The sequence below is a fragment of the Paenibacillus whitsoniae genome, from assembly GCF_003955665.1.
Lineage (GTDB): Bacteria > Bacillota > Bacilli > Paenibacillales > NBRC-103111 > Paenibacillus_E > Paenibacillus_E whitsoniae.
This window is the reverse complement of sequence record NZ_RXHU01000014.1, coordinates 64277-81183: the sequence shown is the minus strand read 5'-3', so window position 1 is coordinate 81183 and position 16907 is coordinate 64277. Positions and strand designations below refer to the sequence as shown.

Here is a 16907-nt window from a genome sequence, read left to right as displayed (position 1 = left end):
TTATGAGCAACGCAAAAGTTGAAAGAAATTCGTACAAGCGACAGCTGCAACAAGGAGCCGAGAAAAAGAAACGCATCCAACGCTTGATGGGTTGGTCGCTAGCCATTATTGTACTTGCGTTTATTTCATTAATTGTCTACAGTATCGCTTCCCCATCTTCTAAGTCCAATCAGCTCGTGGATTCGACAGAATTTCAGTATGAGCAGCAACCTGCACTAGGGAGTAAAGATGCTCCAGTTAAGATCGTCGAATTTGCCGATTTTAAATGCCCTGCGTGCATGCAATTCGACAAAACGATCCTGCCGAAATTAAAGAAGGACTTTATCGATAGCGGAATCGTGCAGCTGCATTTTATCAATTTCCCGATTATTAGTCCAAATGGCGACTCCAGAACAGCTGCTTTGGCAGGCGAAGCCGTTTATCGTCAAAATCCGGAGGCGTTTTGGAAGTTTTATGAGGCGGTTTATGCCAAGCAAGGGGACGAGCAGACAAACTGGGCGACGGTGGATACTCTAGTTCAAATTGCGAAAGACGCCAATTTAAAGCTGGATTGGGATAAGCTGAAAAGGGACATTGATCAACAAACCTATGCGCAAGATGTGAAAAGTGACGAAGCGATTGCCGCCAAGCTTGGTGTGAACAGTACGCCAACCGTGTACATCAACGGACGAGCTGTTGCGACACAGGATACGTTTAATTATAACGCCATCAAAGAAGCGATCGGGAAAGCGCAAGGTGAATCAGCAAAATGAAGGAGCTATTGAAGTCCTACCGCTTATATCTTGCCTGGATCCTTGCAGTCATTGCGCTATGTGGCAGCTTGTTCTTTAGCGAAGTCATGCTGTTTGAGCCTTGCAAGCTCTGCTGGTTTCAACGCATCTGCATGTATCCGCTCGCTGCCCTTCTAGGTCTTGCCGCTTACAAAAATGACAAAGGAATCATCCCATATGCACGCATATTAAGTATCGTCGGGATGGGCTTCTCCCTCTTTCACTACCTGGAACAGAAAGTGCCTGGCATGGCGAAAGTACTGCCATGCACGGTTGGCGTTCCTTGCAGTGGCCAGTATATCAATTGGCTCGGCTTTATTACGATCCCCTTCCTGGCTCTCGTCGCGTTTGCTCTTATAACGATTCTGTTGTTTGTACGAGAAAGCACACAAGCGTAGAAAAACAGGTTCTTCCTTATGGGAGGAACCTGTTTTTCTAGTAAGTATAATTGGGAGATATATGCCATAATTCCGTTGGCGTTCCCTGAACGATAACTCGTCAAGCAGTAAAGCAAGAAAGCTCAGGAGTACGAGGTAAGGTCTGCAAGCGGTCCCATCATGACTCCGCCCCAGGGAAACCCCGAGATCAGCCGTCGCCATAAAGAGACCGATCAGCAGATTCCAGCTCGGCTGCGGGAGTACAAAGGACAAGTAGGTCGTCAATGTGGGATAGAGCAACGCTTGTGCGCATCCCATCAGCAAATGGTGTGGGTATTTACCCGTCGACAAACCTATCATACCGAGGCGCTCCTTTTTTGACAAAGCCCATTTCTTAGACTATACAGGAATGTTTATTTTAGCTTAACTTATACCGCTGAATGGGAAGTTAAACTCTATCTGTTCAAGATCTTCTTTTTCTAGCTCCCAGTTCAATGCATTTAGATTATCTATAATGTGTTCCTTATTCGATGCTTTGGGAATAGAAACTAATCCTTCCTGCCTTAACACCCAATTTAAAGCCACTTGATGGGCTGTTTTATTATATTTTACCCCTATTGATTCTAATACATTTCTTTCCTGTGATCCGACCCTAGGGAAACCCTTCATACCAAATACACCTGGTGCATACCCAAATGGTGAATATCCCATAATCGTAAGCCCATTCTCCTTAGCAAAGGGCAAAACGTCACTCTCAATACTTCTATCATTCAAATGGTATCCAACTTGATTACAAACCAATGGTACTTTACCTAAATGGAATTGTGCCCGTTCCATTAGATGGATTGAGAAATTGCTCACCCCAACATATTTAACCAACCCCTTGTTCACTAGTTCAACCATTGCCCCCATTGTTTCCGAAAGATCGTACTGATCACTCGGCCAGTGCTGTAAATACAAATCAATATGACCTGTCTTTAAACGATCCAGACTTGCCTCAGCAGAGTTTAGAACACCTTTGTAAGAACAATTCCTAGCAGAAACCTTTGTCACAAGGAAGACTTCTTTTCTTATGCCTTGTATTGCCTTACCTACAACTTTTTCTGCTCCGCCATTTGCATATTCTTCAGCAGTATCAATTAACTTTAGTCCATTTGCTATTCCAAAACGTAAGGCTTCAATTTCTTCTTGCTCCCGACCTTTATCCTCACCAAATTTCCAGGTACCTTGGCCTATAACAGGTATACGTATCCCCGTTTTGCCCAGTTCACGAAATAGCATAATAATCCTCCTTAGAACGTTGTACGATGTACAGGAGCTCCTCCTGCGTATAGCCATACGGATTATTCGCGAGTAACTCAAATTCGATACCCGGCTTTGTTTTCCCGTTTTTCTTGCACAGGGGCTTTATTCCGGTCTCTGAGGGGCAATCCGCAGCAACGGTAATGAACGTATCATAGTAATTCCAGTCCATCCTCATTCCTCCTGAATCAGGTATAGCACCACTCATCGATTTAATTAAAATCCTTTTCCTCCGAGCGGCCGAACCTTTACGGCACTGCCCCCTGCGATTAAATGCCGGCAACGCCCGATTAGCTCCAATACCTTCTCGTTTTGCAAAGACGCGGCATGAAACTCCTGGCTCTCCCATAGCTCCGTGATCCAAAGATCGTTAGGATCGTCTTCAGCCGCATGCAGGATATAATAGATGCAGCCCTCCATATCGTTCAATGTCGCGCTGGATGCCAGCATCATCTCCGCGAGCTCTTCCCGTTTCCCCTCGTGGGCCGTTAATTTTCCGAACATGGCGAACTTGCTCATCGTTCATCTTCCTCTCTTCTTGTGGGATTTGCCAACATGGCTTCGTAATGCGCAAGCATTCGAGCGTTTGCCTCCACCATCTTCCCGATAAGCAGCTCCGACTCAATCTGCAAGGCTGTACTGTACGCCATCAAAAAATAAGGTACATACGTCTGCAACATCGTATGTTCTAACTGGAACACGGCCTCTTCGGGCATACGCTCCACGAGTGCGTGGCCGAACAACCAGTGTTGGCACAACTCGTTAAGAACCTGCTCTTTCCCCTTAATCCGCACAGTCTCGAATTGTGCTGGTCCGGTTGGCTTGGGAAGCAGATGATCGAGTAGATGATCCTTAGCCGAGAAACCCGCCGGACGCTCGAAACGTCCCTCTGTCTCCCGCAATGAGCGAATACGGTCCACTCGAAAATTCCGCAGCTCCTCCCGATAACCGCAATACCCTACCGTATACCAGTTCCCTTTCCAATAGACGATACCATAAGGGTCGAACAGTCGCGGAAGGCGGTTGTTACCCTTGCCTGTGTCATATTGCATTTCTACCGTCCTACCCTGTCCTGCCGCCTCCTCCAGCATTTGCAGATAGAGTTGAAGCACTCCGTCCGTTCGTGGATAAATGACTGATAAGGCAGTACTATGACTCTTAAGATGATCCAGCTGCTTCTCGTTCGCGTAACGCATCATCTTGTCCATCGCTCGGGTTAAATCATCTGAGTAGGGGTACCCAGACTCCTTAGCTAATATCGAGGCATGGATCAACGCCTTCTGCTCCTTGATATCGAAGAAGAGCGGGGAATCGGTAAACCGGCTTAGAATGCTATAGCCGCCGTTTGGGCCCGAATCCGCAATGATTGGAACCCCGCTGGCGCACAGAGAATCGATACAGCGATAGACGGTCCGCACATGGATTTCGAGCTCTTCTGCCAACTGTTTAGCGGTCATCCGCTTGCCTGAGCGCAGCATCCAGAGAATCGATAACATATTGTCCGATTTCGTCATCAACTAATCCTTCTTTCCAAGTGTACCCAAACTATTCCAAACTCGTTTTGAGTATAACCCTAAATCACTGACAAATGCAGTCAGTTATTTAAAAATATCCAAAACGACGAATAGAGGCTATTAGAAGCAACTTTCGCTGATATCTAGATAATACCACATTATGGATAGGTGGACCCCGCTATCCTGCCCTTCGCTTATTTTAGTTTCTGTACTAACGTTCCCCGGTTGCGTAACAAAACTTTGCTATCTTAAACCCCTAAACCCACAATATCAAAATTTTGCTCTAAGTTATCTATTGCAAGATGTGACCGCCGATGTGTCTGATTCAAGAAGCCTCCACCAAACCCATGACAATTAAAACTTATTGATTCAACTAGTGTTCGCCTTTAGCTTTTGCTCCGGTTTCTTAAGACACCATTTGTTCTAAAGAAATCGGATAATATTCATTTATTCCTCTGTAAGCAACAAGCAGGCGAAAATACACTGGCGACAGTGCTTCCCATCTGCTTGTTGTTTAATGGCGTATTCCTTCTCTTCGCTAAGCTACGAGACTGATTAAATTGTTATCGGGGTCCTTTATGATCGCATATCGCTCTCCCCACGGTGTATCTTGCGGCTCGAGGAAGCCGTCATACCCAAGCGTCGTCAACTGACGGTACACATCGTCCAGCGCTTCGTTGCTGGAAAACTGAAAGGCGAGCTCGGTCCGGTAGCCGACAGGATCTTCCCAACCTTCAAAAACACGCTTTACCGATTCCACCCTATCGAATGCAAGTACAATTCCTTCTTGCTCCACGTCTACGTGATGCGCTTCGTCGGCGCCGCCCGGAATAGCCAACCCTAGCACTCGATAAAAATCCAACGCCCTCTTCATCTCTTCTACGTAAATCGCGACTCGTTTCAACTTTACCGCCATACTTTGCAACTCCTCTCGCCTTGCTTGATTTTCACTCTTATTATAGTAATTGTCCCTCATTGCAAAATAGTAAAAAACGGACTTCCTCACTCCTACTTGGTCAGCCGTTTGAGTGGAAGTCCGTAATATCGCTTAAAAACGTTAGCGAAGTGCGACTGATCGTAGTACCCGTGTTGAAGCGCCAAATCAGTCAAGCTGAAATAGTCTCCGCTGTACAATTCCTCCAGCACGCTTTGAAAGCGGACGATGCCGAGCATCTCCTTCGGGCTGAGGCCAAGCTCCAGTTCAAAGGCCCTTCGCAGATGCCTCTCGCTGAAGTTCACTTTATCCGCCAAATCCGTTACGGAAAGATTACCTTTGACCTCGTAGATATATTGCATGCTCTGGTAGACCAGATTGGGGGCAGGCGCCTCGGTCGCAGCCAGTATTTGGCCCAATTGCTGCTCGACGACCTCGATCCTGTCTGGTAACGATTGGGCAGTCAGCAGCTTTTCGACCCAATCGAGAGCCTCTTGTCCCCAGAGATCCTCCAAAAACACACGATTTGCCGTTAATGTCGATATTGGAGACTTCAGGATCGTGCGGGCCGACTCCGAATACAGCCGGATGCCCCATACTGAGCGAGCTTTTGCAAATTGCAAAACTTCGACTTGCGTCGTTAATCCTACTACAGAAGCGGCCTGCCTGCTTGATGAAGCAAACAAGTCCACTATAATATCGACACAGCCATCGGGGATGACTCGATGTCCCGGATTTCCCGGCACCGGAAGGAAATCCACCGTCCAATAGGCAGCTACATGCGACGCCAGGCGACGGCTCGGCGCAAACTCCCGGAAGTTGTGCGAGTGGATATGCAACTGCGGCTGCAATTGGGGAGCATGCAAGGGTCGGTAGGGATGGCTCATCTTCGCTTCCTCCTCCTATTACGTTAAAAATCTTGACAACTTGGCGGCTTTTAAGGCTAACTTGGCTAGCCAAGGACTGTATTCCACCTCATGAATGTATTGTAACAAATAACTGATAAACGGACATATGTCCTTTTCAATTAAATAATGCAGTTTAAATATAAAAACGACCCACAGCAACGAGCTGCGGGTCAAATTTTGCATAACTGTACCGAACTAAATTTTAAACTGTGATATAGAGCTGTTCAAGAGATCTGCTTGCTCAGCCAGAGATTGACTTGTTGCGGCCGTCTCTTCAGCAGCGGCAGCGGCTTCTTCGCTTGCTGCGGCAATTGATTGCGCGGAATTAATGACTTCCGTAGATTGTGCGGCTTGCTCTTCACTAGCAGCAGCGATCTCATTTACCATATTGGAAGTCTCATTCACTTTCTCGACAATTTCTCGGAAAGCCGCACCTGTTTGTTGTGTTTGGGCGACGCTATCCAGCACGGCTTGGACACTTGCCTTGGTATTTTCCTGCATCGTTTTAATAATCGAAGTAATTTGTTTTGTTGCTTCTCCGCTTCGCTCAGCAAGTTTTCTAACTTCATCCGCAACCACGGCGAAACCTCTTCCTTGCTCTCCTGCTCTTGCGGCTTCAATAGCAGCATTTAAGGCAAGCAGATTCGTTTGTTGAGCTATATCATCAATCACTTCAATAATCTCTCCAATTTTCTCGGAATCGCTTTCCAGCAGCGTGACTTTCTTATTTACAACTTCCATTCCTTCTATTGACGCTTCTAAGACCCTACTTCCTGCCGTTGCTGTGTTAACCGCTTGTGTTGACAATTCTGCGGCCCCCTCTGCACTTACAGCTACAGTATTGATTGCATCGGACAACTCTTGGAATAATTCCGTTATAATTCGTGCATCTCTTGATTGAGTCGTACTGCCACTTGCTATTTCCTCTGTGCTTGCAGAGATTTGCTCAGATGCAGCCGCAACACTTTGTGAAGATTGAACGATGCCTCCTATCAGACTTTGCAGGCTACTTACCATATGATTAATAGAAGTGGAAAGTTGACCAATTTCATCTTTTGTAACTATATCTGATTTCTGACGTAGATCTCCCTCTGCAACAAGCCCAACAATAGCGACTATCTTCCTAAGTGGCTTTACAATGATTTGAGAAATGACAATACCAAATATAAGGCTAAGTATAACCGCCACTACAATAATGACGATGGTCGTTGTGCGAGTAGAAGCATAAACAGTTTCTGCACTATCATTTGTTTCATCAGCAATCTTAATATTTAAGTTAACTAGATTCACCAGAGCATCTCTAAATTTAGATTCAGCCACGTTTAGCGGACCATCTTTATATGCAGTGAATTCACTTGGATCATCGAGATAAGCAAGTTTTAGGGCTGTATCAAATTGTTTGAAATATTCGGATGTTGCATCATCTAAGACTTTCAGTAACTCAATTTCCGGTTTTGTAAGCTTTGTATTTCGGTATGTATCTATTTGACTGATAACATCTTTTCTAAGATCATTAATTTCTTTGTTATATGAATCCATCTTTTCCTTAGATTGCGTTAGACTAATGTCGCGAAGCCGGATTTTTGATTTTTCATAATCAATTTGAGCCGCAGACAAGTCTTTGACAGGCATTAAATTATTGTAATACAAGTTTTGCGCGATTTGGTTCATCGTTTGCAGATTCAAAAGTGCGTAAATTCCTACAAAAGCCATTATCAAAGAAACAATTAAAAATGATGAGATTAATTTAACAGAAGTTTTCAAATTCAAGTACCATTTCATAATGTTCACCTCATGTTGTTAGTTGGTTTTGACGAATAACAGCAGATATTTCTAGAATTAATGCGACTCGTCCATCCCCTAGAATAGTTGCTCCAGATATGCAATCGACTTTGCCAATATACGAACCTAATGTTTTGATGACAACCTCTTGGTTTCCCAAAAGATCGTCCACAGCAAGTGCGATACGCTTTTCGGCAGTGCCAACGATGACTAATTGCGTATAATTTTTGTTATTGGATTTCTTCTCGATACGAAATTGGTCATGTAAACTTACGATGGGTATAATTTGTTTTCTTAGTAAAATGACAGACTCTCCACGCAATGACTGAATCTCATGTGGGGTTACTCTAATGATTTCGGCGATATTGCTCATTGGGATGATAAAAGTTTGTTCGTTTAATTTAACAAGCAGCCCTGTAATAATGGCTAACGTGAGCGGAAGCCGAATTTTGAATTGCGTGCCTTTCCCTACCTCTGTATGGATATCAATGAGTCCATTTAATTTTTCAATATGGCTCTTTACAATATCCATGCCTACTCCGCGTCCTGAGACGTCACTTACACTAGAAGCCGTTGAGAAACCCGAATGGAAAATAAGGTGGATGGCTTCTTTGTCCGAATACGTTCCAGCTTCCGCTTCTAAGATAAGTCCTTTCTGGATAGCTGATTTTAAAATTTTCGACGCATCAATTCCCGAACCATCGTCTTCCACATAGATAATAACTTGGTTATCTTCATGGGCTGCGCGAATTGTAATAGTACCTTTAGGACTCTTTCCCTTCATTATACGATCCTCGGCGGCCTCAATCCCATGATCAAGTGCATTACGGATAAGATGTATTAATGGGTCCGCAATCTCTTCAATTAAGGTACGATCCAGCTCCGTATCTTTGCCTTCAATGACCAATTCCACATCTTTATTTAGTGTGAGAGCAAGGTCTCGCACCATTCTCGGAAACCGATTAAATAATTGTTCGATAGGCAGCATTCTTGCCTTCATGACACTGCCCTGCAATTCACTAATCACTCGCGACAGATGATCCGATATCTGACCGAGCTCTTCCATAGATTCGTTGAACGACTCGCTCTGCCTTAGTAAGTTCTGTTCCACTTGACTGATACGGGTCTGATCAATAACTAACTCGCCTACAAGATTCATTAAATCTTCTAAACGTTCTACACTCACTCTTATCGTCTGATTTTTATTGCTGCGTGTTTCGAAGCTATTTTCTGGTGATTGTTCAACTGCAATAGCAGGTTCAGGGGCAGCATCTTCAGACGATGAAGATTCACTTGAAAATAGATCAACTTCAACTCCGACAACTTCTATCATTGAAGCAACATAGCTTTTTATTTCATCTGCTGTTTTGTTGCCTGCGAACACATAGCTGATCTCTAAAGCGTTGTCATTTCCCTCTTCGATGCTGTCTGGGGATGGGTCCGTAAATAAAACCTCGCCCCAATCATTTAAGTTTTTGAATACGACATGAGCTCGCGCACCTTTAATTATGCTATCTTTGGATATGGTTACATGTACCCAGCAGACAATAGCTCCTTTCTCTTGTGCCTCCCCAATTTTAGTTTTCACAAAAATGCTCAGCGCATGTCGCGATTTTTTTATATCCGGAGCCACGTGTTTGTTGGTTTTCTCTGAAGCAAAGGCTTGAAGCTCAGCCAGCAAAGGCAGTATATTAGATACCGTCTGATCGGTGCCTTCGATTTCATTTTTCAGCACTTTGAGTAAGTCCAAGGATTTAAACAACAGATTAATAAGACCAATCGAAACTTCCATTCGATCATGACGCACAAGATCCAAGAGATGCTCCATCTCATGAGTCAGTTCCTTCATCGATTCGAACCCCATCGTCGCCGAAGATCCTTTTAGGGTATGAGCAGCTCGGAAAAGGTTTTGTATAACAAGATCCGTTCTCCCGTCTTGTTCCAATTTCAATATGCATTCATCGATTAGCTCTAACTGTTCTTCCAATTCTTCTAGAAAAACTTGTTTGTATTCAGATAAAGACATGGATGTCAACTCCTAATTAATTAGAAAGCAAAACTTCTTCAAGCTTTAAAATACCAACCAATCCATGACTTGTTATCCCAATGCCCGCGAAATAATTACCGCTAATGCCCCCAACACAATCCGGTGGCGGTTGAATGTCAGAGAGATTCGTTACTTTATTAACCCGGTCTACAATAATGCCAACCGTTTCCGCAGCATGGTTAACGACAACAATCCGGGTGAACTTTGTATATTCCTCTTCCATCAAGCCAAACAAATTTCTTAATGAGATAACAGGAATAATCTTACCGCGTAGATTAATGACTCCTTTTAAATACGCCATGGCATTCGGAATTTGTGTAACTTCCTGCATTTTAATGATCTCGTGGATAGCTTGAATTCGAATGGCATAAGTCTCATGGCCAATGCCTAATTCAACATATTGCTCTTGTTCGATTGTCTGCATTTGGGTTGCTCCTTTCTTACAAATCACCTAAAATGTAGGAATTAATTTTATTTTTCGTTAAAGCTCTTATTCCCGCACCTTTCCAGTTTCTATCTACATATGAATTATTCCTACAAATTTCGACATTACCACTAATTTCCTATTTTAAAATACGGATATCTGTACATCTATAAAACACAAGTCTCCCAGGTCTATCGGTGAAAAGAAACACTCTGTAGGCATGTCATTAAGCTGGAGCGATGACCAAAAAAATTCTAATAACCAGCCACTAAAATGGCAGGCTGCAATAAAGACATTAACTAAGCTGGCCTTTAACCAATAAAAAACAGCCGATCTTTTGGGCCGGCTGCCGTGCTTCTCGTTTTGAATTAACGTGTCCCGTTTGAATCTTCTTTTTATCATGGTCAGTTCCCCCTTTCACAAACCGCACTAAACGGCTTTTAATGGAATCTCGAACTTCACGAAATTTAGCCATTACTTCTAATTCTGTACCAGTTGCTTTTGCTGGATCTTCAAATCCCCAGTGCCATCGCTCTGCTTTATCATTACGTACAACCGGACAATTATCGTTTGCATGGCCGCAAAGCGTAATGATGTAATCGGCTTCTTGAAGGATTTCAGGGTCGATTACATCTGATGTGTGATTTGTAATATCAACGTCAGCTTCTTTCATAACTTGGACTGCTCGAGGGTTAAGTCCATGTGCCTCCAATCCAGCACTCTTCACTCTATTAATCAAAAAAAATTGATTAAATTGAAATGATCCGCGTATTAACAGTAAGTAATATCTGGATCCAATACGTCTTTTTCGATCTTGGTTTATTTGATTCATCCCTTTGTGGAGTGGTATTCGGTACAAATTCTTGGCTTCAAAATTCACGTATTTAAGGTTATCGGTTATGGCGGCCCTGCTGGTGGAGGAAAATCAGATGCACTTATGGGTGCGGCAATCGCGGGTACTTCTTTCAAAAATTAACTCGGTTTTTTTGGGCTAATTCTTATATTTTTCCTTTCCGTTATGAATATGGGATATTGGGCTAGGGAAACTTAACTGCTGATGGTGAAATGATGAAGTCAAAGGAGGAATTATGATGTTAAGAACTAAATTAAAGACTCTAAAGATAGCTAGATTGCTGATCATAACACTAATGCTTTTCCCCTTATACTTGGCCTACAAGCTAAACGTTGCAACGGGAACAGTACCGACATTTATCACTGCCTCTTCTGACTCGGGTAGAACCGAGAATATTGACGAAGAACTGGTTAAAACGCTGCAGGGTTTTCATAATGGAAATAAAACGGTTAATGGAATCAAACTTCACTATGTTGAAGGCGGCAAAGGCGAACCGCTATTTCTATTACCAGGATGGCCCGAAACGTGGTATGAATATCGCAAGGTAATGCCTGAGTTAGCTAAGTATTATCATGTTTATTCCATCGATATTCGAGGAATGGGTAGTTCCGATAAGCCTACAACTGGCTACGACAAGAAAACGATGGCGTCCGATATTTATGCATTGATGAACGAGCTTGGCTATAAGAATATTTATATTGCAGGCCATGATATAGGGTCCACGGTCGCTTATGCTTTCGCAGCTAATTACCCGCATGCCACAAAAAAACTAGCCATGCTCGACATCTCACATCCAGACGACAACATGCTGAAGATACCGCTCGTGGCACCACCTGGCTCGTACGATGTGAGTAATCCAGCCCGTGCTAAGTTCCCGTGGTGGTGGGCGTTTAATAATGTACCCAATTTGCCGGAACAATTGCTGCAAGGTAAAAATCTGGACATAGCCTACAATTGGGCTTACGATTATTTATCCTATGATAAACCTGCTCTTAACCCACAAGAAAAAGCGATCTATATCGCGGCCTATGCAAAACCTGATGCGCTTCGGGCAGCAAACGATTGGTTTCGGGCATTTCGACAGGATATCGACGATTTCAACACATATAAAAAACTATCTGTACCGGTCTTGGGTATCTATGGTTCAACGGGCATTAGCGATCTGGGACCTTTCCTAAAAGAAAATACAATGAATCCGAAAGTTGTGGAACTCAAAAGAACCGGACATTGGATTCCAGAAGAGCAGCCTGAAGAAATCATTAAACAGTTTAAGGAGTTTTTTCGATAAGAAGTTTTCATCTTCACATAATAACATCGAATGCCGCATTATTTGCGGCTTTTTAATCTTATCTAATGTCTTTTTACAAAGAGGGGGCTGTCTCAAAGAGACAGCCCCTCTTAATAATTCATTATAAAGAATTTCTCAAGATCTTTCTGACGTCTTCTTTTGTAAGTGGAACATAGTTTCCTATTTGATCGGCGAGCATAGACCTCTCCGTCATCAATTCAATTTCCTTGTCATCAATTCCATAGTCCGATAGTTTCGTAGGGGCTCCAATGGAGGTCCAAAATTTTCTAAGAGACTGGATCGCTTCCGCTGCCAATTGAGCATCTGTTTTCCCTGTCCGGTCTAAATCGAATACACGAACACCCAGTTGTGCGACTTTTTCTGGTCGTGTGGCCGCGACATGTTCCATCCAATGCGGGGCAATAATCGCGATTCCCCCGCCATGTGGTATGTCATGGACGGCCGATACGGCATGTTCGATAAGATGCGTTGCCCAATCCGGACTAACGCCCATTCCAGTTAATCCGTTTAAGGCCAATGTACCATTTAGCAACATGACTTCGCGGTATTCGTAATTGTTCAAATCGTTCACGAGCTTTGGTGCTGTTTCAATGACAGTACGTAGAATCGCTTCACCAATTTTTTCTTGAAGAGGTGCGTTACTAGAAGCATGAAAATACTGTTCGAAGATATGGGCCATAATATCAACGGTGCCGTATATCGTCTGGTCCAGAGGTACAGAGAATGTAATCTCTGGATCTAGAATACTGAATCTTGGAAGTACATGATTGGAGTTGAAAAACGCTTTCGTATTCGTTTCCCAATTTGTGATAACGGAATTTCCGTTCATCTCAGATCCTGTTCCCGCTATCGTGATAACAGTGCCAATCGGTACAGAATTGGACGATGCTTTTGCCTTACCGGTCACGATATCCCATACATCGCCATCGTAGGGAACGCCCGCGGCAATTGCTTTAGCACAATCAATAACGCTGCCGCCACCGACTGCAAGAATAAAATCAAGCTGATTTTCTCTTATAAGGCTAATCCCTTGATTGACAGTCGTTAGTCGAGGATTCGGTTCAACGCCTCCTAACTCAATGATATGAGTGCCAATTTCTTTGAGTTCACTAATCACCTTATCGTAAAGACCGATTTTTTTTATGCTGCCGCCTCCGTACAAAAGCAAAATGCGTTTGCCATATGCAGGAATTTCCTTTTTTAAGTTGCTTACTTGACCCTTTCCAAACAAGATTTTGGTGGGATTATGAAATTCAAAATTTTCCATATTCGTAATACCTCTCTCTATTGAAATTAATATTGTTTAACCTAAAGCAATAAGGCTACACCCTATTTCAGGGCATACATGCATCTATGTTATTGGAGCATTGATATTTATTTTTTCAAAGAGGGTATCTAGAAACTAGCATAACCCGAACGCGCATTCCGGTTAGCTTTCAAAATAATTACTTATCTATTGCAAGGATGACAATATTAACATAAGCGTCTCACCTCCTTAAGTTGATAAATATAAATATCTCAAAATATAGATATATAAAAACAAAAAAAATTTATAATTCGGAAATTGTCGATATGAATTTCTTAGAATAACTGAATCCAATAAATGAATTCAGTTTTCTTTATTTCTGATTATCTTATTTCTGAAGGAACTGACCAATATTTTTGATCGCATCTTCATTCCTTCTATAATAAGTCCATTTCCCTAAGCGTGTAGCGTGGACCAATCCTGCTCTTTGAAGTATGGATAGATATTGCGAGGCAGTAGATTGATTCATGTTTAATTTTTCAGTGATTTGACTTACACATACCCCCACTGTAATTAAATCCGCCCCTTCCTGGGGTGAAAAATGAATTGTTGGTTCTTTCAACCATTCTAAAATTTGAATTCGCGCTTCATTGGATAGTGCCTTGAAAACTTCAATTTGGTTGGCCATGTCGCTATTATACATTACAGTTTTGCGATATGTCAAATTGTATATTCCAAAACTCAGGACGAGACATTAAATTCCTTTGATCTAACTTCTAAGTAAGCACATTATGCATAAATACGAGAAATAATGGAAAAATAGCTTTGGCAAGGATATGTGAGGTGAAATTCTGTTGGACACACTCATTTCTCAAAATCAAGCTGAGAACGAACAAATGCTGCGTCAACTGTTCGATGCTTGTTTCGATATTACGTTTCGCTCCATCCATCTTCCTGGCGGTCAAAGCGTACTCATCATTTATATCGCCGGATTAGTAGATACAGACAAACTAAACAATGAACTCTTTCGACCCGATTCCTCTGAATGGAGTGGTTTATTTACGACTGCTCACATCTCTTCCGTTGGGCCAAGTAGCGAGACGCGATTCATTCAAGAAGTCTGTAACTTGCTTCTTCAAGGACAAACAGCGGTATTTATCGAAGGAAGATCCAGTTGTATCTTGCTGGATTTGAAATCAAAAGATGGCCGCAGCATTGATGAGCCGACATTTGAACAGTCAATTCGAGGTCCTCGAGAGAGCTTTACGGAACGGGTTGAAGTAAATTCATCGCTTATTCGTAAAAAAATTCAATCCACTCGTTTAAAACTTGAATCGATCAAGATAGGTTCGTTATCGAAAACAAACGTCATTATCGTATATGTGGAAGGTATTGTCCAGGAAAACATATTGAGTCAGGTGAAGGAACGGGTTAACCGCATTCGAACGGATGCAATTTTAGATTCGGGTTATATTGAAGAAATGATTGAGGAGGTATCGTTTACTCCATTCCCTCAAATACAACTAACGGAGCGCCCGGATATTGTTGCCGCTAATATTTTAGAAGGTAAAGTCGCTTTACTAACGGACGGTTCGCCAAATGCATTAATCGTCCCCATGACGTTTTGGTCAACGTTTCAGTCTGCAGATGATTATTATGAACGTTTCATTTTCGCTACACTTATGAGGTGGACAAGGCTAATTCTCTTCTCCATCTCGCTTTATCTTCCTTCGTTGTTCGTAGCAATTACAACATTTCATTCACAGCTCATGCCAACGAATTTCCTTTTCAGTATAACGACGGCTCGAGAAGGCGTTCCATTTCCCAGCGTCATTGAAGCATTATTGATGGAATTCATGTTCGAGGCACTCCGTGAAGCTGGAATTCGTTTGCCCAAGGCGACAGGTTCAGCAGTCAGCATCGTAGGCGCGCTTGTCATCGGGCAAGCTGCCGTCCAAGCTGGGATTGTATCTGCACCAATGGTAATCGTTGTTTCGATGACCGGCATTGCTTCTTTTGCCATACCACGTTACAACATGAGCATCGCTTTTCGAATCCTTCGGTTTCCGATGCTTCTCCTCTCAGGTATGTTCGGGCTATATGGAGTCGCAATGGGAACGATCGGGCTTTTAGCTCACATGGCCCGTTTGGAGCCGTTCGGCGTTCCGTATTTGTCCCCTGTCTCCCCTTTACGTCTCCGGCAATTGAGTGATGTATTTATCAGAGCACCACGAACGCATATTAGTCGAATGAGATATGGAAAGTCCGGGTTCAGGAGGAAGACTGGTAATGAAGGGAAGCTGTAAAGTTTACATATCAATCCTGACACTCGCGAGTCTGCTATGCGGCTGCTGGGATCGAAAAGAGCTGAACGATCAGGTTTTTGATCTTGCAGGCGGGATTGATTTGGACGAAGGTAAGGACAAACGTTACCTTGCTACTGCTCAACTATTTATTCCCTCTAAAAAAGGGGAAGGACAAGGATCATCGAAACCGTCTTATTTTCTTGAGACAAGCAGTGGCAGAAATATTTATGAATCGATCGAGATTATGCAGCGTTACCTATCAAGGTCGATGACTCGCGGGCATAGACGCAATCTATTCATTGGAGAAAGGCTTGCAAAAAGCGGAATATCTGAAATTCTAGACTCTTATACCCACGATCCAGATAGCAGACTCCGGACAGATATATGGGTAGTAAAAGATGGTACTGCGATGGATATTATGAAAGTCAACTATCCACTAGAGGAGCTGCCGGGAATGGCGCCTATCAAAATTCATCAGGCTACCGGGGGGATAGTCGGAAGTTCTTTAGTTGAATATTTAATAAATTCCAAGGGAGAAGGAAGTTCGCCAACGCTGCCTGTTATGCAGAAAATATTTCCCCCTGGCCTTGCTAAGCCAATGATGATGTTCTATGGCCGTGCTATATTCAATCATGACAATCAGTTAGTGGGTTACCTTGACAATGAAGAAGCTCATAATAGAGACTGGATCCTTGGATTAGCCAAATATGTAGTTCTCACGACCGAACTTCAGGGTCAATCATCCGGAGTTGTCTTTCAACCGAAAAGAAAAATCCGCATTACAGCCTTGGATTCCGACAAAATCCGAATTGAGATTGCAATTAAAGGGCATATCGTCATAAAAGAAAACAATACTTCGCTTGTGTTATCTAATTACTCTGATCTCATGAAACTTCAAGAATCATTCAATCAGGAGATCAGCAAGCAGATGATTCGGCTCATAGATAAGGTGCAGAATACCTTTAAGTTAGACGTGCTCGGTATCGGAGAAACATTGTATCGACAACACCCAAACTATTGGAAACAACACAAAAAGGATTGGGATACGATCTTCGTTAATTCCGAACTCGTCGTTCGAACTAATTTGGAAATCAAACAACTCGGACAACAAAATTCTTCGATTCAAGTCAAATGA

16 protein-coding genes and 2 pseudogenes are annotated in these 16907 nt (G+C 43.0%); 5 read left to right on the top strand and 13 right to left on the bottom strand.

The genetic code is table 11. The features are described 5' to 3' along the window. Positions 1-2: 2 nt before the first annotated feature. Together EJQ19_RS04460 and EJQ19_RS04455 are read left to right on the top strand one after the other, a co-directional pair. Positions 3-752, top strand: a complete 750-nt coding sequence (locus EJQ19_RS04460) for a DsbA family protein (protein ID WP_126139991.1) — start codon at positions 3-5, stop codon at positions 750-752. Then, positions 749-1168, top strand: coding sequence for a disulfide oxidoreductase (locus tag EJQ19_RS04455; protein WP_126139990.1), 420 nt, complete (start codon positions 749-751; stop codon positions 1166-1168). Before EJQ19_RS04460 ends, EJQ19_RS04455 begins: the two co-directional genes overlap by 4 nt. A 125-nt stretch (positions 1169-1293) precedes the next feature. Here the strand turns inward: EJQ19_RS04455 and EJQ19_RS32390 are convergent. The 11 genes and pseudogenes from EJQ19_RS32390 to EJQ19_RS04400 form a co-directional block, all read right to left on the bottom strand. Beyond that, a pseudogene (locus tag EJQ19_RS32390) lies at positions 1294-1474 on the bottom strand (staphylopine family metallophore export MFS transporter CntE); the annotation flags it as partial. Between the two features lie 96 nt (positions 1475-1570). Continuing rightward, positions 1571-2428 (bottom strand): aldo/keto reductase, encoded by an 858-nt coding sequence (locus EJQ19_RS04445; RefSeq protein WP_164716313.1) that lies wholly within the window; start codon positions 2426-2428, stop codon positions 1571-1573. Next, entirely contained in the window at positions 2415-2621 is a 207-nt protein-coding gene (locus EJQ19_RS04440) for a DUF6157 family protein (protein WP_126139988.1), read from the bottom strand. The genes EJQ19_RS04445 and EJQ19_RS04440 overlap by 14 nt, the downstream gene beginning before the upstream one ends. Positions 2622-2665: 44 nt before the next feature. After that, positions 2666-2968, bottom strand: a complete 303-nt coding sequence (locus tag EJQ19_RS04435) for a putative quinol monooxygenase (protein WP_126139987.1) — start codon at positions 2966-2968, stop codon at positions 2666-2668. Beyond that, a complete protein-coding gene (locus EJQ19_RS04430; RefSeq protein ID WP_126139986.1) occupies positions 2965-3963 on the bottom strand; it encodes a helix-turn-helix transcriptional regulator in 999 nt (332 codons plus the stop codon). Before EJQ19_RS04430 ends, EJQ19_RS04435 begins: the two co-directional genes overlap by 4 nt. 538 nt (positions 3964-4501) lie before the next feature. Then, a complete protein-coding gene (locus EJQ19_RS04425; RefSeq protein ID WP_126139985.1) occupies positions 4502-4879 on the bottom strand; it encodes a VOC family protein in 378 nt (125 codons plus the stop codon). 92 nt (positions 4880-4971) lie between these two features. After that, complete coding sequence (locus EJQ19_RS04420) at positions 4972-5784, bottom strand: helix-turn-helix domain-containing protein (protein ID WP_126139984.1); 813 nt, start codon at positions 5782-5784, stop codon at positions 4972-4974. A gap of 216 nt (positions 5785-6000) precedes the next feature. Then, the gene (locus EJQ19_RS04415; protein ID WP_126139983.1) at positions 6001-7587 is read right to left on the bottom strand and encodes a methyl-accepting chemotaxis protein; all 1587 of its coding nucleotides are present in this window, start codon (positions 7585-7587) and stop codon (positions 6001-6003) included. Between the two features lie 10 nt (positions 7588-7597). Next, the gene (locus tag EJQ19_RS04410) at positions 7598-9613 is read right to left on the bottom strand and encodes a chemotaxis protein CheA (RefSeq protein WP_241242728.1); all 2016 of its coding nucleotides are present in this window, start codon (positions 9611-9613) and stop codon (positions 7598-7600) included. 16 nt (positions 9614-9629) lie between these two features. Beyond that, the gene (locus tag EJQ19_RS04405) at positions 9630-10058 is read right to left on the bottom strand and encodes a chemotaxis protein CheW (RefSeq protein WP_126139981.1); all 429 of its coding nucleotides are present in this window, start codon (positions 10056-10058) and stop codon (positions 9630-9632) included. 409 nt (positions 10059-10467) lie between these two features. After that, positions 10468-10785: pseudogene (locus EJQ19_RS04400) on the bottom strand (arsenate reductase/protein-tyrosine-phosphatase family protein); the annotation flags it as partial. 364 nt (positions 10786-11149) lie between these two features. Here EJQ19_RS04400 and EJQ19_RS04395 point away from each other — a divergent pair. Continuing rightward, the gene (locus EJQ19_RS04395; RefSeq protein ID WP_206438363.1) at positions 11150-12199 is read left to right on the top strand and encodes an alpha/beta fold hydrolase; all 1050 of its coding nucleotides are present in this window, start codon (positions 11150-11152) and stop codon (positions 12197-12199) included. A gap of 121 nt (positions 12200-12320) precedes the next feature. On the opposite strand, the gene EJQ19_RS04390 is transcribed toward EJQ19_RS04395, so the two are convergent. Together EJQ19_RS04390 and EJQ19_RS04385 are read right to left on the bottom strand one after the other, a co-directional pair. Further along, complete coding sequence (locus EJQ19_RS04390; protein ID WP_126139980.1) at positions 12321-13487, bottom strand: iron-containing alcohol dehydrogenase; 1167 nt, start codon at positions 13485-13487, stop codon at positions 12321-12323. A 367-nt stretch (positions 13488-13854) separates the two neighbouring features. Beyond that, complete coding sequence (locus EJQ19_RS04385) at positions 13855-14154, bottom strand: ArsR/SmtB family transcription factor (RefSeq protein ID WP_126140046.1); 300 nt, start codon at positions 14152-14154, stop codon at positions 13855-13857. A gap of 166 nt (positions 14155-14320) precedes the next feature. Here EJQ19_RS04385 and EJQ19_RS04380 point away from each other — a divergent pair, with 166 nt between their 5' ends. Together EJQ19_RS04380 and EJQ19_RS04375 are read left to right on the top strand one after the other, a co-directional pair. After that, positions 14321-15772: a spore germination protein gene (locus tag EJQ19_RS04380; RefSeq protein WP_241242727.1), complete on the top strand. Its 1452-nt coding sequence runs from the start codon at positions 14321-14323 to the stop codon at positions 15770-15772. Next, complete coding sequence (locus EJQ19_RS04375; protein ID WP_164716312.1) at positions 15756-16907, top strand: Ger(x)C family spore germination protein; 1152 nt, start codon at positions 15756-15758, stop codon at positions 16905-16907. Before EJQ19_RS04380 ends, EJQ19_RS04375 begins: the two co-directional genes overlap by 17 nt.